The 26,181-nt window shown below is 72.3% G+C and carries 27 protein-coding genes; 18 read left to right on the forward strand and 9 right to left on the reverse strand.

Annotation, left to right across the window (positions count from 1 at the left end):
• Positions 1-49: 49 nt before the first annotated feature.
• Together E9934_RS01630 and sigJ are read left to right on the forward strand one after the other, a co-directional pair.
• Complete coding sequence (locus E9934_RS01630; RefSeq protein WP_136561076.1) at positions 50-787, forward strand: SDR family oxidoreductase; 738 nt, start codon at positions 50-52, stop codon at positions 785-787.
• Positions 780-1,691: an RNA polymerase sigma factor SigJ gene (gene sigJ, locus E9934_RS01635; RefSeq protein WP_238694688.1), complete on the forward strand. Its 912-nt coding sequence runs from the start codon at positions 780-782 to the stop codon at positions 1,689-1,691. Before E9934_RS01630 ends, sigJ begins: the two co-directional genes overlap by 8 nt.
• A 310-nt stretch (positions 1,692-2,001) precedes the next feature.
• On the opposite strand, the gene E9934_RS01640 is transcribed toward sigJ, so the two are convergent.
• Positions 2,002-2,589 carry a TetR/AcrR family transcriptional regulator gene (locus E9934_RS01640; protein ID WP_158294893.1) on the reverse strand — a complete coding sequence of 196 codons (588 nt, stop codon included), beginning with the start codon at positions 2,587-2,589 and terminating at the stop codon, positions 2,002-2,004.
• Between the two features lie 77 nt (positions 2,590-2,666).
• On the opposite strand from E9934_RS01640, the gene E9934_RS01645 reads away from it, so the two are divergent.
• From E9934_RS01645 to E9934_RS01660, 3 genes are all read left to right on the forward strand, one after another.
• Positions 2,667-4,091 carry an MFS transporter gene (locus E9934_RS01645; protein WP_202977154.1) on the forward strand — a complete coding sequence of 475 codons (1,425 nt, stop codon included), beginning with the start codon at positions 2,667-2,669 and terminating at the stop codon, positions 4,089-4,091.
• Between the two features lie 287 nt (positions 4,092-4,378).
• Positions 4,379-5,638, forward strand: a complete 1,260-nt coding sequence (locus tag E9934_RS01655) for a DUF445 domain-containing protein (RefSeq protein WP_238694689.1) — start codon at positions 4,379-4,381, stop codon at positions 5,636-5,638.
• 91 nt (positions 5,639-5,729) lie between these two features.
• Positions 5,730-5,975: an RNA-binding S4 domain-containing protein gene (locus E9934_RS01660; protein WP_379190717.1), complete on the forward strand. Its 246-nt coding sequence runs from the start codon at positions 5,730-5,732 to the stop codon at positions 5,973-5,975.
• A gap of 12 nt (positions 5,976-5,987) precedes the next feature.
• On the opposite strand, the gene E9934_RS01665 is transcribed toward E9934_RS01660, so the two are convergent.
• Positions 5,988-6,359, reverse strand: a complete 372-nt coding sequence (locus E9934_RS01665) for an FKBP-type peptidyl-prolyl cis-trans isomerase (RefSeq protein ID WP_136561079.1) — start codon at positions 6,357-6,359, stop codon at positions 5,988-5,990.
• A gap of 132 nt (positions 6,360-6,491) precedes the next feature.
• Between E9934_RS01665 and E9934_RS01670 the strand changes: the two genes are divergently transcribed.
• The 6 genes from E9934_RS01670 (at position 6,492) to E9934_RS01695 (ending at position 13,255) form a co-directional block, all read left to right on the forward strand.
• A complete protein-coding gene (locus tag E9934_RS01670) occupies positions 6,492-7,454 on the forward strand; it encodes a hypothetical protein (RefSeq protein WP_136561080.1) in 963 nt (320 codons plus the stop codon).
• 112 nt (positions 7,455-7,566) lie between these two features.
• On the forward strand, positions 7,567-8,364 hold the full coding sequence (locus tag E9934_RS01675; protein ID WP_158294894.1) for an esterase/lipase family protein: 798 nt from the start codon (positions 7,567-7,569) through the stop codon (positions 8,362-8,364).
• A complete protein-coding gene (locus tag E9934_RS01680) occupies positions 8,364-9,146 on the forward strand; it encodes a lysophospholipid acyltransferase family protein (RefSeq protein WP_136561082.1) in 783 nt (260 codons plus the stop codon). The genes E9934_RS01675 and E9934_RS01680 overlap by 1 nt, the downstream gene beginning before the upstream one ends.
• A 5-nt stretch (positions 9,147-9,151) precedes the next feature.
• Positions 9,152-10,789: an AMP-binding protein gene (locus E9934_RS01685; protein ID WP_202977155.1), complete on the forward strand. Its 1,638-nt coding sequence runs from the start codon at positions 9,152-9,154 to the stop codon at positions 10,787-10,789.
• Complete coding sequence (locus E9934_RS01690; protein ID WP_136561084.1) at positions 10,786-12,234, forward strand: wax ester/triacylglycerol synthase family O-acyltransferase; 1,449 nt, start codon at positions 10,786-10,788, stop codon at positions 12,232-12,234. Before E9934_RS01685 ends, E9934_RS01690 begins: the two co-directional genes overlap by 4 nt.
• A 31-nt stretch (positions 12,235-12,265) precedes the next feature.
• Positions 12,266-13,255: an alpha/beta fold hydrolase gene (locus tag E9934_RS01695; RefSeq protein WP_202977156.1), complete on the forward strand. Its 990-nt coding sequence runs from the start codon at positions 12,266-12,268 to the stop codon at positions 13,253-13,255.
• A gap of 87 nt (positions 13,256-13,342) precedes the next feature.
• Here E9934_RS01695 and E9934_RS01700 read toward each other — a convergent pair whose 3' ends face one another.
• Both E9934_RS01700 and hisN read right to left on the reverse strand, forming a co-directional pair.
• Positions 13,343-13,774 (reverse strand): CBS domain-containing protein, encoded by a 432-nt coding sequence (locus E9934_RS01700; protein WP_136561085.1) that lies wholly within the window; start codon positions 13,772-13,774, stop codon positions 13,343-13,345.
• Between the two features lie 10 nt (positions 13,775-13,784).
• Entirely contained in the window at positions 13,785-14,696 is a 912-nt protein-coding gene (hisN, locus tag E9934_RS01705; RefSeq protein WP_136561086.1) for a histidinol-phosphatase, read from the reverse strand.
• A 60-nt stretch (positions 14,697-14,756) separates the two neighbouring features.
• Between hisN and E9934_RS01710 the strand changes: the two genes are divergently transcribed.
• The gene (locus E9934_RS01710; RefSeq protein WP_136561087.1) at positions 14,757-15,200 is read left to right on the forward strand and encodes a DUF2231 domain-containing protein; all 444 of its coding nucleotides are present in this window, start codon (positions 14,757-14,759) and stop codon (positions 15,198-15,200) included.
• A 29-nt stretch (positions 15,201-15,229) separates the two neighbouring features.
• On the opposite strand, the gene rsgA is transcribed toward E9934_RS01710, so the two are convergent.
• The 3 genes from rsgA to E9934_RS01725 are packed head-to-tail and all read right to left on the reverse strand — an operon-like array spanning position 15,230 to position 18,088.
• Positions 15,230-16,231, reverse strand: a complete 1,002-nt coding sequence (gene rsgA / locus E9934_RS01715) for a ribosome small subunit-dependent GTPase A (RefSeq protein ID WP_136561088.1) — start codon at positions 16,229-16,231, stop codon at positions 15,230-15,232.
• Between the two features lie 13 nt (positions 16,232-16,244).
• Entirely contained in the window at positions 16,245-17,528 is a 1,284-nt protein-coding gene (gene aroA / locus E9934_RS01720) for a 3-phosphoshikimate 1-carboxyvinyltransferase (protein WP_136561089.1), read from the reverse strand.
• Positions 17,529-17,566: 38 nt separating this feature from the next.
• Positions 17,567-18,088, reverse strand: a complete 522-nt coding sequence (locus E9934_RS01725; RefSeq protein WP_136561090.1) for a DoxX family membrane protein — start codon at positions 18,086-18,088, stop codon at positions 17,567-17,569.
• 62 nt (positions 18,089-18,150) lie between these two features.
• On the opposite strand from E9934_RS01725, the gene E9934_RS01730 reads away from it, so the two are divergent.
• The 5 genes from E9934_RS01730 to E9934_RS01750 all read left to right on the forward strand — a co-directional run bounded on the left by E9934_RS01730 (position 18,151) and on the right by E9934_RS01750 (position 21,577).
• Positions 18,151-18,981 (forward strand): SOS response-associated peptidase, encoded by an 831-nt coding sequence (locus E9934_RS01730; RefSeq protein WP_136561091.1) that lies wholly within the window; start codon positions 18,151-18,153, stop codon positions 18,979-18,981.
• Between the two features lie 21 nt (positions 18,982-19,002).
• Positions 19,003-19,662 (forward strand): alpha/beta hydrolase family protein, encoded by a 660-nt coding sequence (locus E9934_RS01735; protein ID WP_136561092.1) that lies wholly within the window; start codon positions 19,003-19,005, stop codon positions 19,660-19,662.
• 78 nt (positions 19,663-19,740) lie between these two features.
• A complete protein-coding gene (locus tag E9934_RS01740; RefSeq protein ID WP_193556852.1) occupies positions 19,741-20,421 on the forward strand; it encodes a sigma-70 family RNA polymerase sigma factor in 681 nt (226 codons plus the stop codon).
• Positions 20,421-20,717, forward strand: a complete 297-nt coding sequence (gene rsrA / locus E9934_RS01745) for a mycothiol system anti-sigma-R factor (RefSeq protein WP_136561094.1) — start codon at positions 20,421-20,423, stop codon at positions 20,715-20,717. The genes E9934_RS01740 and rsrA overlap by 1 nt, the downstream gene beginning before the upstream one ends.
• A gap of 32 nt (positions 20,718-20,749) precedes the next feature.
• Positions 20,750-21,577: an oxidoreductase gene (locus E9934_RS01750; RefSeq protein ID WP_136561095.1), complete on the forward strand. Its 828-nt coding sequence runs from the start codon at positions 20,750-20,752 to the stop codon at positions 21,575-21,577.
• 68 nt (positions 21,578-21,645) lie between these two features.
• On the opposite strand, the gene E9934_RS20555 is transcribed toward E9934_RS01750, so the two are convergent.
• The gene (locus tag E9934_RS20555; protein ID WP_370249596.1) at positions 21,646-21,720 is read right to left on the reverse strand and encodes a 50S ribosomal protein bL37; all 75 of its coding nucleotides are present in this window, start codon (positions 21,718-21,720) and stop codon (positions 21,646-21,648) included.
• 162 nt (positions 21,721-21,882) lie between these two features.
• Between E9934_RS20555 and E9934_RS01755 the strand changes: the two genes are divergently transcribed.
• Entirely contained in the window at positions 21,883-25,764 is a 3,882-nt protein-coding gene (locus E9934_RS01755; protein WP_136561096.1) for a beta strand repeat-containing protein, read from the forward strand.
• A gap of 30 nt (positions 25,765-25,794) precedes the next feature.
• Here the strand turns inward: E9934_RS01755 and E9934_RS01760 are convergent, their stop codons facing one another.
• On the reverse strand, positions 25,795-26,175 hold the full coding sequence (locus E9934_RS01760; RefSeq protein ID WP_136561097.1) for a thioesterase family protein: 381 nt from the start codon (positions 26,173-26,175) through the stop codon (positions 25,795-25,797).
• Between the last annotated feature and the right edge of the window lie 6 nt (positions 26,176-26,181).

Here is a 26,181-nt window from a genome sequence, read left to right on the forward strand (position 1 = left end):
GCTGTCCCGTCCACCTGTCATGGAGAGCAATGACAGGCAGACTGGGACCGTGCGGATCGCTGTGGCAGGAGGCACCGGCCTCGTCGGTCGGATGGTCGTCGACGAGGTCCGTCGCGCCGGCGGCGAGCCGGTGGTGATGGCCCGCTCGACGGGCGTCGACCTGACGACGGGTGAGGGCCTCGACGCGGCGTTGGCCGGTGTCGAGGTGGTGATCGACGTCAGCAACGTCGAGACCATGAGTGCGAAGAGGGCGATCGCCTTCTTCGAGTCGGCGACGACGCACCTGCTGGCCGCCGGCGAGCGAGCGGGGGTCCGTCACCACGTCGCGCTGTCGATCGTCGGCTGCGACGTCGTCGACATGGGCTACTACCTCGGCAAGCGGCGCCAGGAGGACCTCGTCGCCGCCGGTCCGGTCCCGTGGACCGTGCTGCGTGCGACGCAGTTCCACGAGTTCGCCGGCCAGATGGTCGATCGCAGCCCCCGGCCATTCGCCCTAGCGCTGCGGATGCTCACCCAGCCGGTGGCGGCGTCCGACGTCGCCACCGCGCTCGTCGCCTGCGCCCTGGGCGAGCCCGCCGGTCGCGCCGCCGACCTCGCCGGTCCGCGCCCCGAGCGGCTGGACCGGTTGGTGCGCCGGGAGCTGCGTCGCCGCGGCGCCCGCCGGCTCGCCGTACCCGTGCCGATGGCGGGGCGCGTCGGCCGCCAGGTCCGCGGAGGCGGCCTGCTGCCCGGGGACGGGGCGAGCCTCGCGGCCGAGACCTTCGACGACTGGCTGGCGCGTGCCTGAGCAGGTGCCGGAGCGCATCGACGCGCTGGCGGTGGAGTACGACGCGCTGCGGCCCCGGATGGTGCGGGTCGCCTACGCCATCCTCGGCTCGCGCGCGGAGGCGGAGGACGTCGTCGCGGACTGCTGGACGCGACTCGCCGATGCCGACACCAGGGAGCCGGTCCGCGACGTCACCGGCTGGTTGACGGTGGCGGTCGCGCGGGGCGCGACCGACGTGCTGCGCTCGGCGCGCGTGCGCCGGGAGGCCTATGTCGGCCCGTGGCTTCCCGAGCCCTACGTCGAGTCCGGGGTCGAGGTGACCGCGCTCGACCCGGCTGACCGGGTCAACCTCGACGAGAGCGTGAGCTATGCGTTGGTGGTCCTGCTGGAGACGCTCTCGCCCGCCGAGCGCACGGCCTTCGTGCTGCACGACGTGTTCGGCCTGGGCTTCGCCGAGGTGGCGACCGTCGTGGGGCGGACACCGGCCGCGGTGCGTCAGCTGGCCTCGCGGGCCCGCGCCCACCTGGCGGCCGAGGCCCCGCGGTTCGAGGTCGACCGGACCGCCCACGACGAGCTCCTCGGCCGATTCCTCGCCGCTGCGGCCGGTGGAGACCTCGGTGCCCTCGTGGAGACCCTGGATCCCGACGTGGTGCTCACCTCCGACGGCGGGGGAGTCGTCAGCGCCGCGCGCAAGCCGGTGCGGGGCGCCGACCGCGTCGCCCGGTTCGTCCTGGGCACGCTCGCCAAGGCAGAGGCCGGCGCGGAGGTGGAGATCCTGCTCGTCAACGGTGCTCCCGCGATCGGGATCCGTGAGGGTGGTGCGCTCACGTCGCTCACCGTGCTGACCGTCGTGGGTGACCGCGCCGCCCGGGTCGACATCCTGCGTGAGCCCGCCAAGCTGGCCGTCGTCAACCGCCGCCCCTGACCCTCCCGCACGAAGTGCGCCGGTTTCTCGCCCGAAGTTCGCCGGTTTCTCGCACGAGGTGGGCCGGTTTCTCACCTGAGGTACGCCGGTTTCTCGCCCGAGCTGGGACGACGCGTCGTACGACGAACGCGGACTCCCCGCCCGGCTGGCTCAGCCTCGATTCGCCGATTTCCGCTGCTGCGCGCCACCCGATGGAGCGTCGGCTGCGTTGCCGACGCTCGACAGACGGCCAGTCTGGCTTCGCGCCGGGCGCCTTGCCGGCGCACCCGTCGGGTGACGCTCGCGACGCGGCAAATCGGTGAATCGAGGCTCAGGGCGTGAGCAGCTGCTGCATCGCGTCGCCGTAGAGCTCGACGATGGCGGTGGTGCCGGCGGAGGTCAGCGACGGGTCCTCCTGCTGGTAGAGCATCGACAGCAGTCCGCCGACCTGGGCGACGAGTAGCGCGACGCGCAGCTCGCGGTGCTCGCCCTCGAGGCGGGGGGCGAGCGGGGCGATGTAGGCCTCGGCGGTGATCCGGACCATCTCGTCGCGCACCTGGGGGTGGTGGGCGGCCTGGGCCAGCGCCAGGTAGGTGCCCCGCCGGGAGATCGGCCCGGACTCGATGAAGTAGGACACCAGGCGCCGGCCGAGGCTCTCCAACGGTCCGTCGAGCACGGCGCCGATGCCGATCGAGGTGTCGATCGCGCGCAGGAACAGCGCCTCCTTGGAGCCGAAGTGCCGGATGACCATCGCCGGGTCCACGCCCGCCTCAGCGGCGATCGCGCGGACCGAGGCGGCCTCGAAGCCGCGCTCGGCGAAGAGGCTGCGGGCGGCGTCCACGATCGCGGTTCGCGTCGCTCGCCCGGCGGGCCGGAGTCGGCTCTCGTCGACGGGCGCAGGCGGCGAGGTCTTCGTCACACGCCCACCGTAGGCCATCGGCGGCAAAGGTCAACGCTGTTGACAGTCAGGTGGTCAACAGCGTTGACTCAGCCGACGTGACCACGACCCAGCCCGCGCCGCCCTCCGGCGATGCCACGACCGCATCCGGCTCCGCGCTGACGACCGTCGCGATCCTGTGCTTCGGCGGCCTGGTCGCCGCGCTGACCCAGACCATGGTCATCCCCATCCAGGGCGAGCTGGGCCGACTGCTCGACACCAGCGAGGCCAACGCCTCCTGGGTCGTCACGTCGACCCTCGTCGCCGGCGCCGTGGCGATGCCCATCGCAGGCCGGCTCGGGGACCTGTTCGGCAAGCAGCGGGTGCTCGCTATCAGTGCCCTGGTCCTCCTGCTGGGCTCGCTCGTCTGCGCCCTGAGCGACTCGCTGGTCCCGATGCTCGCCGGCCGCCTGCTGCAGGGCCTGGCGATGGGCTTCATCCCGGTCGGCATCGCGCTCATGCGGGAGGTCACCCCGCCCGCCCTGACCGCGACGGCGATGGCGGCGATGAGCGCCACGCTCGGCGTCGGCGGCGCGATCGGCCTGCCCCTGTCGGCGTGGATCGTGCAGGACTTCAGCTGGCACACCCTCTTCTGGGTGTCGACCGGACTCGCGGCCGTGATGGCGCTCGCGGTGGTGGCCCTCGTGCCCCACGTGCGCGACGCCGTCCCCGGCCGCTTCGACGTCATCGGCGCACTCGGTCTCGCGGTCGGCCTGGTCGGCCTGCTGGTGGCGGTCTCGAAGGGCAACGCCTGGGGCTGGACCAGCGGGCGCACCCTCGGACTGCTCGCCGCGGCGGTGGTCGTCCTGCTGGTGTGGGGGCGCTACGAGCTCCGCGTCACTGACCCGTTGTGCGACCTCCGCGTCACCGCATCGCGGCCCGTGCTGCTGACCAACGCCGCAGCGGTGGCCATCGGCTTCGGGATGATGGCGCAGGCGATCGTGGTCCCGCGGCTGCTCCAGTCGCCGGCCGAGACCGGCTACGGCCTCGGGCAGACCCTGCTCCAGACCGGCCTGTGGATGGCGCCGGGTGGCCTGGTCATGATGGCCTTCTCGCCGATCTCCGGGCGGATGATCCGGGCCCTCGGTGCCCGCACGACGCTCATCGTCGGCGCCAGCGTCCTGGGCAGCGGCTACCTCTTCGCGTTCTTCCTGACCACCGCGCCGTGGCAGCTCCTCGTCGCCAACTGCATCACCTCCGCCGGCGTCGGCATCGGCTACGCCGCCATGCCGACGCTCATCCTGGAGTCCGTGCCGCTGACGGAGGCCGGATCGGCCGTCGGGGTCAACGGACTGATGCGATCGATCGGCACGAGCGTCTCCTCGGCGGCGATGGCGGCCATCCTGACAGCCTCCACCATCGGCCTCGGGGGCCAGGAGCTGCCGAGCGAAACGGCCTTCCACCTGTGCTTCATCGTCGGCGCCGCCGCGGCGTTCCTCGGTGCCGTGCTGGCGGCGATGGTGCCGTCCCGGCGCCGCGCCTGACCCGCTCCGGACCCCGCTCCGGACCCCGCTCCGGACCCCGCTCCGGCCCCCGCTCCGGACGACTATCGATTTCGACGGACACGATGTCGCAGTTTCTGCGGAACCTCCGGCTGGTTACGTCGTTGGAACATGTGTCGGGCTCCCGTACCACCACTCATCGTGGTGCCGCGGTCGCCTGACGGTCGTCGCGGTGGCTGGGGGGTTCCGCGGCACGCAGGTGGCCCTCGTTCGGCAAGGACGGGGGCCACCTGGCGTCTGCAGCCCACGTCGTAGGCAAGGATGGTGCGGTGTCCGGGCCCCTGATCTCCTCCGACCCGACAGCCGACCAGCTCCGGCGTACGGCGCTGCGCCGGATGCGGACGCTCGCGGTCTCGCTGCTCCTCCTGGCCGCCGCCGTCTACCTCGCGACCCTCGGTCAGGACGGCTTCTGGGGGTTCGTCAACGCGGGCGCCGAGGCCTCGATGGTGGGCGCGATCGCCGACTGGTTCGCCGTGACGGCTCTCTTCAAGCACCCCCTCGGCCTGCCGATCCCGCACACCGCGCTGATCCCCAAGCGCAAGGACGACCTCGGAAAGGGACTCGAGGAGTTCGTCGGGGAGAACTTCCTCCAGGAGGAGATCATCCGCGAGCGCGTGCTCGCCGTCGGCATCTCCCAGCGGGTGGGCGACTGGCTCGCCGTGCCCGCCAACGCCGATCGTGTGGTGCGGGAGGTCTCCGAGCTGGCCGGTGTGGCGCTCGGCAAGGTCCGCGACGAGCACATCGAGGCGCTGGTCACCGAGGCGCTCGTGCCCCGCTTCCGTGAGGAGCCGATCTCGCCCCTGCTCGGCGGGCTGCTCGCGGAGGCGCTGCGCGACGACCTCCACCACGGCGTCGTGGACCTCGTCCTCGACGAGCTGCACGGCTGGCTGCTCGCCCATCCCGACACCGTGCAGGAGGTCATCGGCGAGCGCGCGCCCTGGTGGGCCCCCGAGCGGCTCAACGAGATCGTCATCGACCGCCTCCACCTGGAGATGGTGCGGTGGGTCGACGACATCCGCGGCGATCCCGGTCACCGTGCCCGCGCCGCCCTCGACTCGATGCTGGCCAAGCTGGCCGACGGCCTGCTCGTCAACGCCGACACCCAGGCCCGCGCCGAACGGCTCAAGGAGCGGCTGCTGGAGCACCCCGCGGTCCTCTCGACCGCCGTCTCGCTGTGGCAGGCGCTGCGCCGCGCCATGCAGGCCTCGCTCGACGACCCCGACGGCGCCGTACGACGACGCCTGCTGGTCGAGGTCGAGGCCGGCTCCCGTCGGCTGCGCTCCGACGCGGCGCTGCGGGAGCGGCTCGACCGGCTCGCGGCGGACGCCGCGGTCTTCGCCGTCGACCGCTACGGGGCCGAGCTCACCTCGGTCATCACGCAGACCATCGAGCGGTGGGACGGCAAGGAGGCCGCCAGCCGGATCGAGCTCCACGTCGGCCGCGACCTGCAGTTCATCCGGATCAACGGCACGATCGTCGGCGGCCTGGTGGGCGTGCTGATCCACGCCGTCTCGGTCGCCGTCCACTGACCCGGCTGCTGTAGTCCCTGCCCAAAAGCACCGCCCACCGGCGTGTCGCGGTGCTTTTGGGCAGGGACTACCCCGGATCTAGGCTGGGCGTGTGCCCGAGCCCATGGACGTCCCGATCCGCGACGAGTCGATCCGGCTCGGTCAGTTCCTCAAGCTCGCCAACCTGGTGGAGTCGGGAGCGGACGCCAAGCCGGTGATCGCGGACGGCGTCGTGACCGTCAACGGGACGGTCGAGCGGCGCCGTGGTCGCCAGCTCGTCCTCGGGGACGTGGTGGAGCTGGCCGGACAGGCCGCCCGGGTGTCCGACCAGGACGCCCCGGACAACCTGCCGTGGTAGGTCGTCGCTGCGTCAGCTGACGCCGAGCAGGTCGACGACGAAGACCAGCGTCTCGCCGCCCTTGATGACGCCGCCGGCGCCGCGGTCGCCGTAGCCCAGGTGGGGCGGGATGACGAGCTGGCGGCGGCCGCCGACCTTCATCCCCTGCACGCCGGTGTCCCAGCCCTGGATGACCTGGCCGATGCCGAGGCGGAACTGGAGCGGCGTGCCGCGGTTGTAGGACGCGTCGAACTCCTCGCCGGTCGACAGCGCGACACCGACGTAGTGCACCGACACGGTGTCGCCGGCCTTCGCCTCGTCACCGTCACCGACGGTCACGTCGGTGATGACGAGGTCGCTCGGGGGAGTGGGGTCTATGAAGTCGATCTCGGGCTTCTGGCTCATCCCGCCAGCCTAGACCGCTGGTTTCGGCGCCCGCGCGGCTGGCTAGGCTGCGCTCGACCCGCTGGCGGGCGGGACCCGGCCGGTGCTGTTCTCGGGAGGTTCGTCATGACCGTACGACGCTGGATCTGTGCCGTGGGCACCTCGCTTGTCGCCGGGGCGCTCGGGCTGCAGCTCGCTCCCGCGCAGGCCGCTACGCCGAGCGTGTCTCAGACCTACTTCAGTGCTGCTGGGTTCATCTATCCGTTCGGTGCCACGCCTGCCGTCTGTCCTGCTCCGAACAACGGTCTGTGGACGCCGGCTGCCCTGGCGGCCGACGGCGCCTGGCACACGGTGGCGAGGAGCGAGCAGGGAACCTACGCCAACACCGCCTTCTCACGGTCCACGACGACCAAGGCCCGCATCACCCGTAACAGCCGCGGGATGGCGCGTGTCGACCAGGCCATCACCGCGACCTCCCGGATCACCCCCACGACCGGACATGCAACCTGCGCATTCGACAACGAGACGCCGGGTTCGACCAGCGGCGATGTCACGATCCCGGTCCGATCCTGGCTCGTCCTACGTCAGCGGATCGTGTCCCAGCGCGGCACGGGCCAGGCCTTCGCATCGGCCAGCGTAAGCGGCTCGAGCGGCCTGGTCGGGGTGGTCAATGCCGGCGAGGCGGAGTCCCATCTGGTCGCACCGGGGACCTACCACTTCTCGATGGGCGGCGGCGCGCGCACCCATGAGCCGGTCCGAGGCACAGTGGCGCGCACCAAAGTGGGTTCGACCAGCGGGTCGGTCGCCTTCTATCCCATCGGCACGCTCCGCTCGCGCGCCGGCAACGGCCTGCCCTACCTCGCCCCGGGGCACCGCGACTGCAGCCAACGTCGGGTGAAGGTCGCCTTCAGCAACGCGGCGCGCACCAAGGTCCGGTCGATCACGTTCTCGGTCGACGGCCAGCGTCGCTACACGCTCCGTGGCCGTCAGCTGAACCGCTCCGCGGTGCTGCTCAACGACGTCCGGCCGCGCACGACCGGGGTCGTCCGGGCCGACATCGTGCTCAAGACCGGTGCGCGGCGCACGATGACGGCCACCTCCTGGCCCTGCGCCTGACGCGGCCGGGGGGCACGCAAGGTGTGACCTGCACCCCGCGTGCTTGCCGTTGGCGCAGGTCAGGGGCCATACTTTCCCAGAACTAGAACGTGTTCTACATGGGGGTAGTGCGGTGTACGACTTCGAAGGCGACCACGGGTCGGCGGCGGGTGGCGGCCCGGCGCCCTGGCTCCTCGCGCTCGAGGTGCCCCGCTTCGGCATCGAGTACGGCGCCTCGCGCGCCCTCGACCTGACGGCCTGCCTGCTGCGGGCCGATCGCGACCTCGGCCGGGGGCGGCCCGTGCTGGTGTTGCCGGGCTTCTCCGCGAACGACCGGTTGACGGGTCGGTTGCGGGGCCACCTGGCCCAGCGCGGCTGGGACGTCCACGGCTGGGGACTCGGCACCAACCACGGCCTGACCGAGCAGATCGTGACCGGTCTGCCGCGCCGGTTCGTCGAGATCGCCGAGCGGTCGGGACAGCCGGTCAGCGTGGTCGGTTGGAGCTTCGGCGGGCTGCTGGCTCGCTGGCTCGCCCACCAGCAACCGGACCGGGTCCGCCAGGTCGTCACCCTCGGATCGCCGTGGCGTGCCGAGGGGGAGCAGACCCGGGCGACGGCCATGTTCGAGCGTTCGCGGACCAAGCACGGCATGGTGGACGACGCCCGCGAGATCGTCGACCTGCTCCGTGGCGAGGTGCCCGTGCCGTTGACCGCCGTCTGGTCGAAGTCCGACGGCATCGTCCCGTGGCGGGGGTGCACGGTCGACCCGGTCGCGCCCGGCGACGGTCGCGCTCCGGCGGAGAACGTCGAGGTCGTGAGCAGCCACGTCGGGATGGTCGCCAACCCGCTCGTCCTGCGGATCGTCGTCGACCGGCTGGGCCAGGACACCGCTGCCTGGCGGCCCTACCGTGCACCGACGAAGGTGGCGTGATGGGCGCCCTCGACCAGCGGGACCCGGCCGCCCTCGCTCTCGCGCTGCCGGCCCTCAAGCTGGCGATGCGGACCTACTTCCGCTCCAGCGTCACCGGGATGGAGAAGATGCCCGACGGCGGGGCCCTCATCGTCGGCAACCACTCGGGCGGTCTGACGCCGATGGACGTCCCGATCATCGCGGTCGCCTTCGCCGACGAGTTCGGCGCCGAGCGCCCGCTCTTCTGCCTGGCGCACGACATGCTGTTCACCGGCGTGGCCGGCCCGGTCATGCGGCGCTTCGGCTTCGTCAACGCCACCCGTGAGGCCGCGCACGAGATCCTCTCCGGCGGCGGCGTCACGATCGTCTTTCCCGGTGGCGACTACGACACCTTCCGCCCGACCACGCAGGGCACGATCGTGGACTTCAACGGCCGGACCGGCTATCTGCGGACGGCGATCCGGGCCGGCGTACCGATCGTCCCGGTCGTCTCGATCGGCGGGCAGGAGTCCCAGCTCTTCCTGAGCCGCGGCCAGTGGATCGGACGGCGCTCGCCGCTGCGCAAGCTGATGCGCACCGATCTCTTCCCGATCGGGGCCGGCTTCCCGTTCCTGCTCGGGCCGGCGCCGCTCAACGTCCCGTTGCCGACCAAGATCACGACCCGGGTCCTCGACCCGATCGACATCGAGGCGGAGTTCGGCCCCGATCCGGACCTCACCGAGGTCGACGGGGTCGTCCGCGGCCGGATGCAGGACGCCCTGCGCGACATGGCTCGCGCCCGACGCTTCCCCGTGCTGGGATGAGTGACGTGCTCGCACGTCGGTTCGCTGGGCTGCGCACCCAGCTGTGGGTCTTCCGGATGCTCGTGAGCAGCCGGATGCTGGTGCTGATGAGTCCGGCGAAATACGTCCGCCTGGTCCGGATCCTGCGCGAGCAGGGGACCAATGCCACCACCAGCTTCGCGCTCGCCGCCGTGCGCAACCCGCGCGGCACCGCGCTGGTGGACGAGCTCGGGTCACTGACCTGGCAGGAGCTGCAGGACCGCTCCGCAGCACTGGCCGTCGGGATCACCGACGTCGCCGGCGGTCCCGTCGAGACGCTGGCCATCCTGTGCCGCAACCACCGCGGCTTCGTCGACTCGCTGCTGGCCAACTCCCGGCTCGGGGGCAGCGCGCTGCTGCTCAACACCGGCTTCTCCGGTCCCCAGCTCGCCGACGTGATGGAGCGCGAGGGTGCGCGCGTGATCATCTATGACGAGGAGTTCGCCGGCGTCGTCGCCGACGCCCGAGCCCGTGTCGCCGGCCTGGTCGAGATCCTCGGCTGGACCGACGCCGACCCGGGCCCCGGCACCCTCACGGCCGAAGGGCTGATCGCCAAGCACGCCGGGAAGGTGCCGCCGCGGCCCGTCACCAGCGGTCGGGTGGTCCTGCTGACCTCGGGCACGACCGGTACGCCGAAGGGCGCGCGCCGCAGCGGCGGTGGCGCCGACGAGCTCGCCTCCATGCTCGAGCGGATCCCGTGGCGGGGCGAGGAGACGACGGTCGTGGCCGCGCCGATGTTCCACGCGTGGGGCTTCGGTCAGCTGGTCATCTCCGCGACGATGACCTGCACCGTCGTGACCCGCCGCAGGTTCGACCCGGAGGCCACCCTCGCCCTGGTCGACGAGCACCGGGCCGCCGGGCTCAGCGTCGTGCCGGTGATGCTCGAGCGCATCATGGACCTCCCGGCGGGGACGCTCGATCGCTACTCGCTCGCCAGCCTCCGTTTCGCCTCGGCATCGGGATCACGGATGAAGCCGCAGTCGGTGGTCGCCTTCATGGACCGCTTCGGCGACGTCGTCCACAACTCCTACAACGCCACCGAGGCGGGCCAGATCAGCGTGGCCCAGCCCGCCGACCTGCGGCACGCCGCCGACACGGCCGGCCGCCCGGTCCGCGGTACGGCGATCAGGATCGTCGACGACGCGGGCGTGGACGTCCCGACAGGGACGGTCGGCCGGATCATCGTCCGCGGCGCCTCGCCCTTCGACGGCTACACGGCCGGGGCCGAGAAGGACTTCATCGACGGCTTCATGGTCAGCGGCGACGTCGGTCGGCTCGACGAGGGCGGGCGCCTCTACGTCGTGGGCCGCGACGACGACATGATCGTCTCGGGCGGGGAGAACGTCTATCCGATCGAGGTCGAGAAGGTGATCGGCGCCCACCCGGCCGTCCGGGAGGTCGTCGTGATCGGCGTGGACGACGAGGCGTTCGGCCAACGGCTCGCGGCCTACGTCGCCCTCAATGACGGTGCGACCCTCGCGGGCGACGAGCTCAAGACCCACGTCAAGGCCCAGCTCGCCGGCTACAAGGTGCCGCGCGAGGTGGTCGTGCTCGACGCCCTGCCGCGCAACGCCTCCGGCAAGATCACGGTGCGGGACCTGCCGGCGGCCGGGGGAGCGGCATGAACGTGCGGCCGGCCATCGAGCGGATGACCGGCATCGACGCGGGCTTCCTCTACATGGAGACCCCGTCGGTCCACATGCACACCCTCAAGATCGCGATCCTCGAGGCCGACGAGGCGCTCACCTACGACACCTTCGTCGCCGGGATGCTCGCGCGCCTCAAGCGACTGCCGCCGCTGCGCCGCCGGGTCGTCGAGGTGCCCTTCGGCCTCAACCACCCGGTGTGGGTGACCCAGTCGCGCATCGACGTCGCCCACCACATCCGGCGCCACCGTGTCGGGGGAGACGGCAGCATGGCCCAGCTCGAGCAGCTGATCGGGATGATCGCCAGCACCCCACTCAACCGCGACCACCCGCTCTGGGAGCTGCACTACTGCGAGGGCCTGGAGGGTGGACGCGTGGCCGTGGTCGGCAAGATGCACCACGCCCTCGCCGACGGTGCCGCCGCCAACGCGCTGCTGGGCAATGTCACCGACGTGCGCAGCGCGGCCGTCCCCGAGCCGGTCCAGGAGGAGTTCGCCACCCGCGACCGCCCGCCGAGCCGGTGGAACCTGATCCGGCACGCCTGGGCCGACGCGGCCGCGCAGATCGGGACCATCCCGGCGCTGCTGCGGCGCACCCTGCTCGGCATCCGGGGCGTCATCCGCGAGCGCCGCGCCGGGGCGAGCTCTCCCGTCCCGGTGCTGCACGCGCCGCGGGTCTCCTTCAACGGCTCGCTCACCCCGCTCCGGTCCTTCGCGACCGTCACGCTCCCCCTGGCCGAGCTCAAGCGCATCCGTGCCCAGCACGTCGCCGCCGGCCACGAGGTCACCCTCAACGACATCGTGCTGGGGATCACCTCCGGTGCCCTGCGCCGCTGGATGGAGGACCACGACGAGCGGCCGTCCTCGTCGTTGCTGGCCGGCGTCCCGGTCAGTGCCGACGAGCGTGACGCCGTGCCTCGGCTGGGCGGCAACCGGGTGTCCAACCTGTTCACCACGCTGGCGACCGACGTCGACGACCCGACCGAGAGGTTGCGCGTCATCGCGGAGACGACCAGCCACGCCAAGCGGATCAACGCCCAGCTGGGCTCCACGATCCTCGCCGACTGGTCGCAGTTCACCCCGCCGCGACCGTTCGCCGCCGCCGTGCGGGCCTACTCCCGGATCAGTGCCGCGTCGTGGCACCCGGCGGCGTTCTCCGCGATCGTGTCCAACGTGCCGGGCCCCCGGGAGCCCGCCACCGTCGGCGGAGCCCGCCTCGCCGACCTGTTCAGCGTCGGCCCGCTGGCCGACGGGATCGGGCTGAACGTGACGGTGTGGTCCTACGTCGACCGCATGAACTTCTCGCTGCTCGCCTGCCCGGACCTCCTCCCGGACGTGCAGCACCTGGCGTCGTACTTCCCGGCGGCGCTGGCCGAGCTCGACCTCGAGCCGCCGGCGCCCGTCGCTGCCGAAGCCACCGCCTGACCATCCCGACGAAGGAGCAGAAGGCCCTCGCATGACCACCAAGGTGATGAAGTCCGCCGGCGCCCACGCCTGGCGTGGCTCGATGCTCGCGGCCCGGCTCGGTGGGCGAGCTGCCGTGTTCGGCGTGCGCACGGGCATCCGGCGCACCCAGCGCTTCCCGGACCTGCCCGAGCTCCCCGAGGGACGCTTCATCGACCTGCCCGGACGCGGCGAATTGTTCGTCGCGGACACCGGCCCCCGCGAGGGCGCGCCGACTCTGCTGCTCTTCCACGGGCTGGCCACGACGGCCTACCTCACCTGGTTCAGCACCATCGCCGAGCTGAGCCGGCACCATCGGGTCGTCCTGCTGGACCAGCGCTGGCACGGGCGGGGCATCGTCTCGGAGCACTTCTCCCTCGAGGACTGCGCGGATGACGCCGCAGCCGTCCTCGACGTGCTCGGCATCGACGACGTGGTCGTGGTCGGCTATTCGATGGGCGGAGCCCTGGCGCAGGTGTTCTGGCGTCGGCACGCCGACCGGACCGCTGGCCTGGTCCTCGCCTCGACCGCTGCCTGCTGGCGGACGAATGTCGGCGACGCGATGTTCTATCCCGTTCTCGGCTTCGCCAACGACCGGTTCCGCCACCGCTATCGCGAGCGGGTCGGCGCTGCGCGGGCGGCCCTGAGCGAGATCCCGCTGACCGCGGCCGAGATGTCGACCTGGGCGTGGGCGGAGTTCCGCAGCACCAGTGCCTGGGCGCTGCCCGAGGTGCTCGGCGCTCTCGGTCGCTTCGACGCCCGCCCCTGGCTCGGCGAGATCGACGTCCCCACCGCGGTCGTCGTCACTGCCCGTGACCATGCCATCCCGACCGCGCGACAGCGCGCGATGGCCGCGGCGATCCCGGGCGCCACCGTCCACGAGGCCCCCGGCGGGCACGCCTCCGTCGTCTTCGACGTCCACCGCTGGCGGCCGGTCTTCCTAGCGGCCGTCGAGGCCGTCGTGGCCGAGCTTGCGAGGACACGAGAAACGGCCGAAGGTTGAGGAGCGTCGGCTCGGACCGAGCCTGCGAGGGCCGAGCGACGCGTCTCGAAACCCGGTGAGATGCTGCCGGGACTGTGCCCGGGCTCCTCAGGATTGGTGCACGTAGCTGTCGAGCTGGTCGCGCTCGAACTGCAGCTGGTCGATCTTGTGCTTGACCATGTCGCCGATGCTGACGATGCCGACGACCCGGCCCTCGGAGACGGCCGGGATGTGCCGGAAGCGGTGCTGGGTCATCATCTGCATGACCTCGTCGAGCTCGTCCTCCGGGGCGCACGTGCGCACCGCGCTGGTCATGATCGCCGAGACGACGTTGTTGATGACGGTGCCGTCGTGGTGCAGCGTGCGGACGACGTCGCGCTCGGAGACGATGCCGTCCAGCGACTCCCCGTCGGAGCTCACCACGACCGCCCCGATGTTGTGCTCCGCGAGCGTCGCGAGCAGCTCGCGGACTCCGGCGTCGGGGCGGATGCTGACCACGTCCTTGATCGACTTGGAGCCGAGCACGTCACTGATGCGCATGTGACGCAGGTTACTCGTCGGAGCCCTCGCCGTCATCGGTCTGTTCCTCAGCCGCCCGGAGTCGGCGGCTGCGCAGGTCGGAGACGCTGCCCGGCCCGCTGCGCGGCCAGTCCGGATCGGAGTCGTCGGCGAGGACGCTGCCGAGGAACGCCAGCGCCGCGTCGTGCAGGTGGCCGTTGCTGGCCAGCGCGTTGCCGCCCCACGGTCCGTCGCGGCCCTCGAGCGAGGTGAACCGTCCGCCGGCCTCACGGACGATGACGTCGAGCGCGGCCATGTCATAGACCTCGAGCTCGGGCTCGGCGGCCAGGTCGACGGCGCCCTCGGCAAGCAGCATGTAGGACCAGAAGTCGCCGTAGGCGCGGGTGCGCCACACCCGCCGCATCAGCGCCAGCAGGTCCTCGCCGAGGCCCCGGTCCTCCCAGCCGCTGATCGAGGAGTAGGAGAACGACGCGTCCTCGAGGCGTCGTACGTCGGACACGTGGCACTGCGTCGCCTTCATCAGCGACCTGCCGGTCCACGCCCCCTGGCCCGTGGCGGCCCACCAGCGCCGCTGCAGCGCGGGCGCGGAGACGACACCCAGGACGACCTCGCCCTCGACGACGAGGGAGATCAGCGTGGCCCACACCGGCACACCGCGCACGAAGTTCTTGGTGCCGTCGATCGGGTCGATGATCCAGCGGCGCTGCGAGTGCCCGGACGTGCCCTGCTCCTCGCCGGTGATGGCGTCGCGACTGCGCGCCTTGGCGAGGGTACGGCGGATCGACTCCTCGACGCCGCGGTCGGCGTCGGTCACGGGCGTGAGGTCCGGCTTGCTCATCACGTGCAGGTCGAGTGCGCGGAAACGGGCCTGGGTCAGCGAGTCCGCGTCGTCGGCGAGCAGGTGCGCCAGCCGCAGGTCGTCGGTGTAATCGGGGGCGGCCACAGGGGCACCCTACTGTCGGTGGTGCTGGCAGCGCTGGGCGCGGTGGTGCACTCTTCAACCATGGAGTTCTTCGGACTGCCCCTGCATCCGCTCGCCGTCCACGCAGCCGTGGTCCTGACGCCGATCGCGGCGCTCCTCGCCCTGGCCTACCTGGTGCCTGGCTGGCGTGACCGGCTGCGCTGGCCGCTGCTGGTCGCGGCGCTGGTCGCGGTGGCCTCCGTGGTTGTCGCCTACCTGTCGGGCTCCGACTTCCGCGACTCCGAACGCTTCGCCACCGCCACCGGCGAGTTCGCCGAGCGGCTCGAGACCCACGAGGACCTCGGCACCTACCTGTTGTGGTGGACGATCGCGTTCGGCGTGATGGCGGTGCTCAACACGGTCCTCCACTCCGACCGGACCTGGGTGCGGTGGCTGCTCGGCGTGCTGATGGCGATCGACGCGCTGGCCGTGCTCCTGATCGTGGCCGTGACGGGCCACTCCGGCGCCGAGGCCGTCTGGGGCTGAGCCAAGCTGAGCCTGGATCCAGGCTGGGCTCAGTAGTCCGAGATCGACCGGGCGGCGAGCAGCCGCCGGAAGGACGACACGCGCTCCGGATCGGCCTCGCCGTCGGCGACCGCGACGTCGAGCCCGCACTCCGGCTCGTCCTCGGCATGCGTGCAGCCGCGCGGGCAGTCCTCGGTCATCTCGTCGAGGTCGGGGAACGCCTCGATCAGGTGCTCCGGCTGCACGTGCGCGAGACCGAAGGAGCGGATGCCGGGGGTGTCGATGATCCAGCCGTCACCGCCCTCGAGCGGCAGCATGAGCGCGGAGGTCGAGGTGTGCCGCCCCTGACCGGTCACGGCGTTCACGTGCCCGGTCTCCCGTCGCGCGTCGGGCACCAACGCGTTGACGAGGGTGGACTTGCCCACGCCGCTGTGCCCGATCAGCACGCTGGTCTCGCCGCGCAGCCGCTCGTGGAGGGCGTCCAGGCCGACGATGGTGCGATCGGCATCGCGGCGGGTGACCTCCCACGGCACGCCCAGCGACCGGTAGGTCGACAGCAGGGTCTCCGGGTCCTCGAGGTCGGCCTTGCTGAGACAGAGCAGCGGCGCCATCCCGCCGTCGTACGCCGCCACGAGGGCGCGGTCGATCCAGCGTGGCCGCGGCTCGGGGTCGGCGAGCGCGGTGACGACGACGAGCTGGGTCACGTTGGCGACGATCACCCGCTCGACCGGGTCGTCGTCGTCCGCCGTACGACGCAGCGTGCTGGTGCGCTCCTGGACCTCGACGATCCGGGCGAGCGAGCCATCGGCGCCGGTGACGTCGCCGACGACGCGCACGCGATCGCCCACGACCACGCCCTTGCGGCCGAGGGGCCGGGCCTTCATCGCCATCACGGTGCGGCCGTCGATCAGCAGCGTGAACCGGCCACGGTCCACGGTGACGACGAGACCGTCGACCGCGTCGTCATAGGTCGGTCGATCCTTGGTGCGGGGCCGGGTGCGGCGGCGGGGACGCTCGTAGTGCTCGACGTCGTGCTCGCTGTAGCGCCCCATCCCGGTCCGACCCTCAGAGCAGGCCGGACCAGAAGGCCGCGAAGTCGGGGAAGGTCTTGCTGGTGGTGCCGACGTTCTCCACGAGCACACCGGGGACGGCGGCGCCGATGATCACGCCGGCATGGGCCATCCGGTGGTCGGCGTAGGTGTGGAAGACACCCGCCGACAGCGGTGCCGGGCGGATCGTGAGGCCGTCAGGGTGCTCCTCGACGTCGCCGCCGAGGCCACCGATCTCCTTGGCCAGTGCGGCCAGCCGGTCGGTCTCGTGGCCGCGGATGTGCGCGATGCCGCTGAGGTGCGAGGGCGTCTGGGCCAGGGCGCAGAGCGCGGCGATCGCCGGCGCGAGCTCGCCGACGTCGTGCAGGTCGGCCTGCAGGCCCTGCAGCCCACGCCAACCGTCGACGGGGCCGGTGACCCGCAGCCCGTCGTCGACCCGCTCGACCCGGCAGCCCATCCGGGCCAGCAGGTCGCGCAGCGCGTCGCCGGCCTGGGTCGTCGAGAGCGGCCAGTCGCGCACCGTCACCGAGCCGCCGGACACCGCGGCCAGGGCCAGGAAGGGCGCCGCGTTGGACAGATCAGGCTCGATCGCCTCGTCGTGGGCCGTCACGGGTCCGGGCGCGACCCGCCACCGGTCCGTATCGGAGTCGTCGACCACCACGCCGCGGTCGCGCAGCATCGCGATCGTCATCTCGATGTGGGGGAGCGAGGGGATCGGGGCGCCCTCGTGGCATATGTCGACGCCCCCGGCATAGCGGGCCCCGGCCAGCAGCAGCGCGGAGACGAACTGCGAGGACGCCGAGGCGTCGATGACGACCGTGCCGCCTGCGACCGCTCCGGTGCCGGTGATCGTGAACGGAAGTGCGTTGCCGTCGGAGACCGGCACACCGAGCCCGCGCAGGGCGGTGAGGATCTCGCCGACGGGGCGCTGCCGCATGTGCGCGTCGCCGTCGAAGGTGACCCGGCCCGCCACGAGACCCGCCACCGGGGGCACGAACCGCATCACGGTGCCGGCGAGCCCGCAGTCGACCTCGGCCACGCCGTCGGGCACGGAGCCGTCGAGGGGCACCACCGTCCAGTCATCGCCGCTGGTGTCGACAACGGCGCCCAGCGCGGTCAGCGCCTGCGCCATCAGCAACGTGTCGCGCGAGCGCAGCGCCCGTCGTACGACGGAGGGCCCGTCGGCGATCGCGGCGAGCACCAGTGCCCGGTTGGTGAGCGACTTGCTCCCGGGCAGGGCGACCGTCGTGGTGACGGCTCCGGCGACGGTGGGCGCGGGCCAGGGGTCGGGAGTGCTCATCTCCCGCCAGAGTCTAGGGCGATGCTCTCCGGGTCGCCTCAGGGGAGCGACGGCGCGGACGCCTTGACCTTCGCGCTGAGCAGCGCGGCCTCGCGCTTCGCGTCGTGGGCTGCATGGCCGGCCCGCCACGCGACGCCGGGCTTGCCGGCCGTGTCGAGGGAGGCGATCAGCAGGCCGCCGGCGAGCGAGGCGTTCTTGGCGAAGTGCACCAGCTGAGCCTTGCGCTCTGCAGGATCGGACGCCTCCCAGAAGCGGTGGTGCGCGGCCGTGGACGGCAACAGCGTCACGCCCAGCACGGCTGCCGAGAGCCGCGGGAACTTGCCCGTCGCGAGCGCGGCGCCCGCGGCGAGCTGGAGCGCACCGCTGACCCGCACCCAGGTGGTGGGGTCGGAGGGCACCTTCACGGCGTCGGGGGTCGCGTTGTCGAGGATCGGCGCCATCGCCTCGGTGACGGGGGCGGCCTCCTTGGCGCGCGCGGGCGCATCCTTGAGGTCCTGCACGCCGTTGGCGAGGAAGTAGGTCGCCAGCAGTGGTCGGGCGATCAGTCTGCTCAGTGCCATGGCCGGTCGGTACCCCGACCATCACGACCCACACGGCCCACTGACTGCGTAGATTGGCCGCCATGTGCGGGCGCTATGCCTCCAGTCGGAGTCCGGAGGATCTGGCCGAGGAGTTCGAGGTGCTCGATCCCCGGCTCGAGCGGGTGATCCCGCCGTCCTGGAACGTCGCGCCGACGGACCCGGTCTACGCCGTCCTGGATCGCGTGCCGCGCAACGACGCCGGCGAGCGGGAGGGCGATCCGGTGCGCCAGCTGCGCGAAGTGCGTTGGGGCCTGGTGCCGTCGTGGGCGAAGGATGCCGGGATCGGCAGCAGGATGATCAACGCCAGGTTGGAGACGGTCGCCGAGAAGCCAGCCTTCCGCAAGGCGTTCGCGTCCCGGCGGTGCATCGTGCCGGCGGACGGCTACTTCGAGTGGTACGAGACCGAGCAGCTGACGGCGAAGGGCAAGCCGCGCAAGCAACCCTTCTTCATCCGGCCGGCCGACGGCTCGGTGCTCGCGATGGCGGGTCTCTACGAGATCTGGCGCGACCGGTCGCTGCCGGAGGACGCCCCCGACGCCTTCCGCTGGACCTGCACCGTGATCACGACCGCCGCGACCGACGACCTCGGCCGCATCCACGACCGGATGCCGCTCCTCGTCGACCGGGCTGCGCGGGACGAGTGGCTCGACCCCCGACACGCCGTCACCGACCTCCAGTCCCTGCTGACGCCTGCCCAGCAGGGCGACCTGACGGCCTTCCCGGTCTCGACCGCGGTGGGCAACGTGGCCAACGACGGGCCGGAGCTCGTCGAGCCGTTGCCTGCCGAGGGCGGGAACAGCGACGACACCGGCGACGACAGTGACGACGACACCGACGATGACACCGATGACGGACAGGGGACCCTGTTGTGAGCAGCGCGGAATGATCGCGGCATGAGCGACGAACGTGTGATCGACACCCCGCACGGCGAGGGCCGGCTGGTCATGCACCGCGCCCGGCGCCCGGTCGCGACCCTGCTGGCCAGCCACGGCGCGGGCGGCGGCATCGAGGCGCGTGACCTGGTGGCGCTCGCCGAGGCGTTGCCGCGCCAGGGCATCAACGTCGCGCTCTTCGAGCAGCCGTGGCGTCGTGCGGGGCGAAAGATCGCCACACCGCCGCCCACCCTCGACGCCGGACTGCGGTCGGCCGCCGACGCCTTGCGGGTCCGCACCCCGCTCATCGTGGGCGGACGGTCGGCGGGTGCCCGGTCCGCGGCGCGTTGCGCCCGGTCCCTCGCGGCCACCGGATGCCTGGCCCTGTCCTTCCCGCTCCACCCGCCCGGGAAGCCGGAGCGGTCCCGCCTCGAGGAGCTGGCCGGGGCCGGGGTCCCGACCCTGGTGGTCCAGGGGGAGCGGGACCCGATGGGCCGGCCCGAGGAGTTCCCGGATCCGCTGCCCGGTCGCACCGACCTGGCGATCGTCCCGGCAGCCGATCACGGCCTCGCCGTACCGCGGAGCGCGCCGTTGTCGCAGGCCGACGCGATGGACATCGTCGTCGAGTCGACCCTTGAGTGGATCGTGCGCGAGATCGTGGGGAATGCGGGCCGGGGGTAGGGCGTTCCACCTGGCATGATCGCGACACTCGAGCGGCCCCTCGTGGCCCCGGCTTCCGGCGCCGTAGGCTGGGACGCGATGACCGAGACCTCTGACCTCCCGTCCCTGGACGACTCAGCCGAGGCTGCCCAGCTCGACCCCGCCACCGGGGCGGGCGTGGACCTCGCGACCGAGAGCCCGGAGGAGCGCGCCGCCCGCTTCGAGCGCGATGCCCTGCCCTTCCTCGACCAGCTCTACGGCGCCGCGATGCGGATGACCCGCAATCCCGCCGACGCCGAGGACCTCGTCCAGGAGACCTTCGCCAAGGCCTACTCCGCCTTCCACCAGTTCAAGCCCGGCACCAACCTCAAGGCCTGGCTCTACCGGATCCTCACCAACACCTTCATCAACAACTACCGCAAGAAGCAGCGGCAGCCGCAGATGACGCTGGCCGGCGACACCGGCGAGGTCGAGGACTGGCAGCTCGCCCGCGCCGAGGCCCACACCTCCTCGGGCCTGAAGTCGGCCGAGATGGAGGCGCTCGAGCACCTCCCCGACAGCCAGGTCAAGGACGCGCTGCAGCGTCTGCCCGAGGAGTTCCGGCTCGCGGTCTACCTCGCCGACGTCGAGGGCTTCGCCTACAAGGAGATCGCCGAGATCATGGACACGCCGATCGGGACGGTGATGTCCCGCCTTCACCGAGGTCGCCGACAGCTGCGCGACATGCTCTCCGACTATGTCCGCACCGGCGGCGACGCGCCGCTCGAGGGAGGCAAGTGATGTCCGTTTCCGACACCAGTCACGGGCACGTCCACGGCGACGAGCCGAGCAGTGCCGACTGCGCCGACTTCCTCGAGCGCATCGTGCGTCTGATCGACAACGAGCTCGAGGACGGCGACTGCGCGATCGTCCGTGCACACGTCGACTCCTGCAGCCCGTGCCTCGAGCGCTATGACCTCCAGCGGACCGTGAAGGCCGTCGTCGCGCGCTCGTGCGGCGAGACGGCTCCGGAGGAGCTGCGCGCCAAGGTCCGCATCCAGATCCAGCAGATCCAGGTCCGCATCAGCGAGGGCTGACGCCGCCTCCGCCGGGGTGCCATGATCCGGGCATGAAGACCGTGCTCCTGACCGGCTGCTCCTCCGGCATCGGAGCGGCCACGGCCGCCCGGCTGGCGGCCGACGGCTGGGACGTGTGGGCCTCGGCCCGCCGGCCCGAGGTGCTGACCGAGCTGGCCGATGCCGGCTGCCACACCCTCGCCCTCGACGTCACCGACGAGTCGTCGATGGTCGCGGCCGTCGACGAGGTGCTGGCCGGCGCCGGCCGCATCGACGCGCTGGTCAACAACGCCGGCTACTCCCAGTCCGGGGCGCTCGAGTCGGTCGACCTCGACGACCTGAGGCGTCAGTTCGAGACGAACGTCTTCGGTCTGGTCCGCCTCACCCAGCTCGTCCTGCCCACGATGCGCGACCAGCGCTCGGGACGGGTCGTCAACATCGGCTCGATGGGTGGTCGGCTCACCTTCCCCGGCGGAGGCGCCTACCACGCCAGCAAGTACGCCGTCGAGGCTCTCTCCGATGCGCTGCGCTTCGAGGTCTCCGGATTCGGCATCAAGGTCGTGCTGGTCGAGCCCGGCCTGATCACCACCAACTTCGAGGCCGCCGTCGCGGCCGGGATGCCGACCGGCGAAGGACCGTACGCCGACTTCAACGCCCGGGTGCAGGCCACCACCAGCGACGCCTACACCGGCCCGATGGCGCGCTTCGGCGGCCCGCCGGAGGCCGTGGCGAAGGTGATCGAGAAGGCCCTCACGAAGTCGCGGCCGAAGCCGCGCTACACGGTGACCGTCTCCGCCCCGGCTGCCATCGCTGCCCGCAAGCTGCTCGGCGACCGCGGCTGGGACCTGGCGATGCGCAGTCAGTTCCCGCGGCCCGAGTAGGCCCGAGGAGACCCGGAAAGCACGAACCCCCGGGCCGGATGGCCTCGGGGGTTCGTCGGAGCGTGCGCTCAGCTGTTGGGGCGCTTGCCGTGGTTCGCGCCCTTCTTGCGGCGCGCGCGGCGCTTGCGGCCGGTCTTGCCCATGGTTCCTCCTAGGATCGATCGGCCCAGTCTCTCAGGTCAGCGCCCGGTGCGAAAATCGGCCCCGGCACAGACGCTTCGCCGAATCGGCCGTGACGGGCGTCACGTGATGTTACGGTCACGCGACTGCTCCCCTTCTCGGGTCGACTCCCGCCGAGGCCCACCATGCCGGTCCGATCGTCCAGGTCCCCCCAGCCCCGCCACCGTCACGGGCGGCCGCGCCGTCGTCGTACGACACTGCTGGCCGCCGCCGCGCTGGCCCTCAGCAGCTCGCTCGGCGGCGTGCTCGCTGCGTCGCCTGCCCGCGCCGCCGGACCGTGGTTCGTCGCTCCTGGCGGCAGCAACGCCGCGAGCTGTCTCAGCGCGGCAGCCCCCTGCGCCACGATCACGGGAGCACTCGCCAAGGCGGGCTTCCAGGCCGGGGACACCATCAACGTCGCTCCGGGCACCTACGCCGATCGGCCGTTCGTGACGAAGCCGGCCCGGATCATCGGCACCGGTGGCGGCGCAACGCTGGTGGGCAGCAGCAGCACCACGGCCGGATGGGCGCTCGCCGTGCAGGTCGCCGGGACGCTCGAGCTGCAGAACCTCACCCTCACCGGCGGCAGCTACCAGACCGGCGGGGCGCTGCCGATCGTGGTGGGCAACGTGCGTGCCACCGACGTGTCGATCACCAACAGCACCTCCACCGCCGGTGGCGGCGCTCTGCTGTGGCCCTCCACCGGCGCCTCGCTGACGATGACCCGCGGGCAGATCAGTGGCAACCGGGCGACGGCGACCGGCGCGAACCTCGGCTGGGGCGGAGGCGTCTACGTCGGCGCGGGCACCACACTGACGCTCGACGATGTCGACGTCCGCAACAACGTGGCCGACGGCGCGGGCAAGGCGCTGGGGCTCGGCGGCGGCGTCTTCAGCATCGGCACGGCCGTCGTGCGCAACTCCGAGCTGCGCGACAACGACGCGACGGGCCCCGGTGTGACGAGCTACGGCGGCGGGATCTACCACAACGGCACGGCGCTGACCCTGGCCGACAACGACTTCGTGTCCAACACGGCCGCCATCGGTGGCGGCCTTGCCTCGGGCCAGCCCGTGACCGGGACGGGCCTGGACTTCGACGCCAACACTGCTCTCGCCGGCGGCGGCATCTACCCGGCCGCGGGTCTGACGCTGACCGGTGGCTCGATGACCGGCAACACGGCCACGAGCAACTACGGCGGCGCGATCTATGCCCCCGCCACGGCGACCGTCCCGACCGCGGTGACGCTGGACGACGTCGAGCTGACCGGCAACAGTGCCCCCGCCGCCGGCGGTGCGCTCTACACCACGGCGAACGTGACGACCACGATCCGCAACAGCACCCTCTCCGACAACACCTCACAGAGCGGTGCCGGTGTCTTCAACGCGGGTGCGATCACGGTCCGGGACTCCGAGATCAGCGGCAACGACGCGTCCTACCAGGGCGGTGGGCTCACCAACGGCTCGACCGTCGCGACGGACACGCCGACCGCCACCCTCGTCGACACCGTCGTGACGGGCAACTCCGCCGCCTTCGTCGGCGGCGGCCTGCAGAACCTCACCAAGGGCACGCTGTCCGTGACGGGCGGCCGGGTGGACGGCAACTCCGCGCTCGCCGGCGGCGGCCTCATCGTCGGTGACGGCGCGACGGCCACCATCTCTCGCTCCTCGGTGTCCGGCAACACCGCGACCTCCCTCGGTGGCGGCGGTGTCTTCAACTCCGGCAACCTCGCCATCGACCGGACCACCCTCGACGCCAACAAGGCCTTCACCGTCAACGGCCTGGGCGGTGCGATCTACAGCGGCAGCAACACCGCGGGCGTCACCACGACGCTGCAGGTCGACGCCAGCACGCTGTCCCACAACCAGGCCCACGGCGGGTCCGCTCTCCTTGTCCAGTCGGGCGCCTCGGTCACGGCGAACACCGCGACCATCTCCCGCAGCACGGTCACGGGCAACGCCAGTGCCTCGCAGGACGGCGCGATCAAGCAGGTCGGTCGTCCGGTGACGATCACCGACAGCACGATCACCGGCAACGCGGCCGCGGCCGGCGGAGCGGGCGCCCTCGCGGTCACCGCACCCGGTGGCGGGGGAGTGAGCGGCACCGTCTTCGCCGGCAACACGCCCAAGGCGTGCTCGGGCCCGGTCATCGCCAACGCGGGACTGCACGCCGCGCCCGGCGACGCGGGCTGCGGCGTCGCCCCTTCGACTGAGCCGAAGCTCGGCGCCCTCGCCGACAACGGCGGCCCGACGAGGACCCAGCTGCCCTCCGCGGCGAGTCCGCTGCTCGACCGGCTGACCTGCGCCGCCGGCACCGACCAGCGCGGCACGGCCCGCCCGCAGGGCGCGAAGTGCGACATCGGCGCCGTCGAGCGCGTCCAGGCCGCCCCGACCGTCGAGGCACCGACCCACGTCGACCTCACGGTCGGCAGCCCGGCGAACCCGGCGGCCACGGCGACGACGACGGGCTCCCCGCAGCCGACACTGGCCGCCACGGGCGTGCCGGCCGGCCTGACGTTCACCGACAACGGCGACGGCACCGGCACCCTCGCCGGCACGCCGGCCGCCGGCACCGGCGGGGTGCACACGGTGACGGTCACCGCGAGCAACGAGGCCGGTCAGGCGGGTGCGGAGATCGAGGTCGAGATCGCCGAGGCGCCCAGCCTCAGCGGTCCCAGCGCCTCCACCTACACCGTGGGCGAGCCGGGCGGACCGGACGTCTTCGAGCAGACCGGTGGCCACCCGGTGGCGACCTTGTCGACCGACAGCGACCTGCCCGCCGGCGTGGAGCTCACGGACAACGGGGACGGCACGGCCACCCTGGCCGGCACGCCGGCGCCGACCACCGGTGGCGAGTACGACATCACCGTGACGGGCAGCAACGGGACAGCCCCGGACGCCACCTGGCCCTTCGCGCTGACCGTCAACGAGGCGCCCTACCTCGGTGCCCCGGCGGTGGCGACGGCACGGGTCGGCACGGCCGGCAGCATCGACCTCGGAGTGGGCGGCTTCCCGGCGCCGGTCGTCACCGCGACCGGCCTGCCGAGCGGTCTCGGCATCGAGGGCGGGGCGATCACCGGCACGCCGGAGCCGGGCACCGGCGGCGTGCACGAGGTCGCTCTCTCCGCGACCAACGGGATCGGCGACGACGCGTCGGCCCACACGACGCTGACCGTCGAGGAGGCGACCGCGGTGGCCGGCCCGGCCGCTGTGCGCTTCGTGTCCGGCCGTGCCGACTCGGTCACCTACGCAGCCAGCGGGTTCCCGGTGGCGGCGCTGAGTGTCGTGGGCCCGCTCCCGGCCGGCATCACCTTCACCGACAACGGCGACGGGACGGCCACCCTGGCCGGTACGACGACCGTGGTCGGCACGCGCACGGTGACCGTCCGCGCGACCAACGGCGTCGGCATGCCTGCCGAGCTCGAGGTGCAGGTGACGGTGGTCCCGCCGGTCCAGATCCTGACGACGTCGCTGCCGGACGCCGCCGTGGCCACGGCCTATGACGTGCCCCTGGCGTTCGAGGGCGGTGACGCGCCGTACGCGTTCTCGCTGGCGGCGGGCTCGCTCCCGGCGGGCCTTCAGCTGACGGCGGACGGCCGGGTCGTCGGCACGCCGACTGGCAACCCGGGCACCGCGACGTTCACGGTCAAGGTGACCGACGGCGGCACGCCGCACTCCAGCGACACGCAGGTGCTGTCCCTGACCGTCGGCAAGGGGGCGACGTCCCTGGTGGGCAGCCCGGTGGTCTATGTCAGCGGTGTCCTGCTCAACCGGGAGCTGACGGCGATGCTGACCGGCGGCTTCCCGGCCGTGCCGGTGAGTGGCGCGACGGTCACCTTCCGGGCGACCAACACGCTGCTCAACGACCCCGTGGTCTGCACCGCGACCAGTGACGCCAACGGGCTGGTGCGCTGCCGCCCCAACGACGCCGGCGTGATCAACCTGCTGCTCGCCTCGTCGGTCAAGGTCTCCTACGCCGGCAGCACCCGGTGGCAGCCGTCGTCGACGGTCGCTCCCAAGCGACTGCTGTAGGCAGACCGGTTTCCTCGCCCGTCTCGGTGCTCAGCCGCCGAGGCGGGCGAGGAAGCGCTCGGTGTCGACGACGACCCGGGTGACCTCGCCCGACGCGACCACCTTGCCTGGCCGGCCGTCGGGGGCGATATCGCGGGCGGAGACGGCGAAGCGGCGCAGCCGCCCGTCGGCATGGACCTGACGGGCGAGGATGGCGACGTCGCCGCCGACGGCGGTCGCCGCGAGGTGCTCGAGCTCGATCCGGGTCCCGACGCTGGTCGATCCCTCGGGCAGCTCGGCATCGATCGCCGCACAGGTCGCGGCCTCGCACCAGGCCAGCAGGCGCGGCGTGCCGAGCACGGGCAGGCTGCCCGAGCCGACCGCCAGCGCCGTGTCGGCGTCGGTGACGGTGAAGGTCAACGTGGCCTCCATCGTGGT

The organism is Nocardioides caeni (assembly GCF_004912195.1).
Classification (GTDB): domain Bacteria; phylum Actinomycetota; class Actinomycetes; order Propionibacteriales; family Nocardioidaceae; genus Nocardioides; species Nocardioides caeni.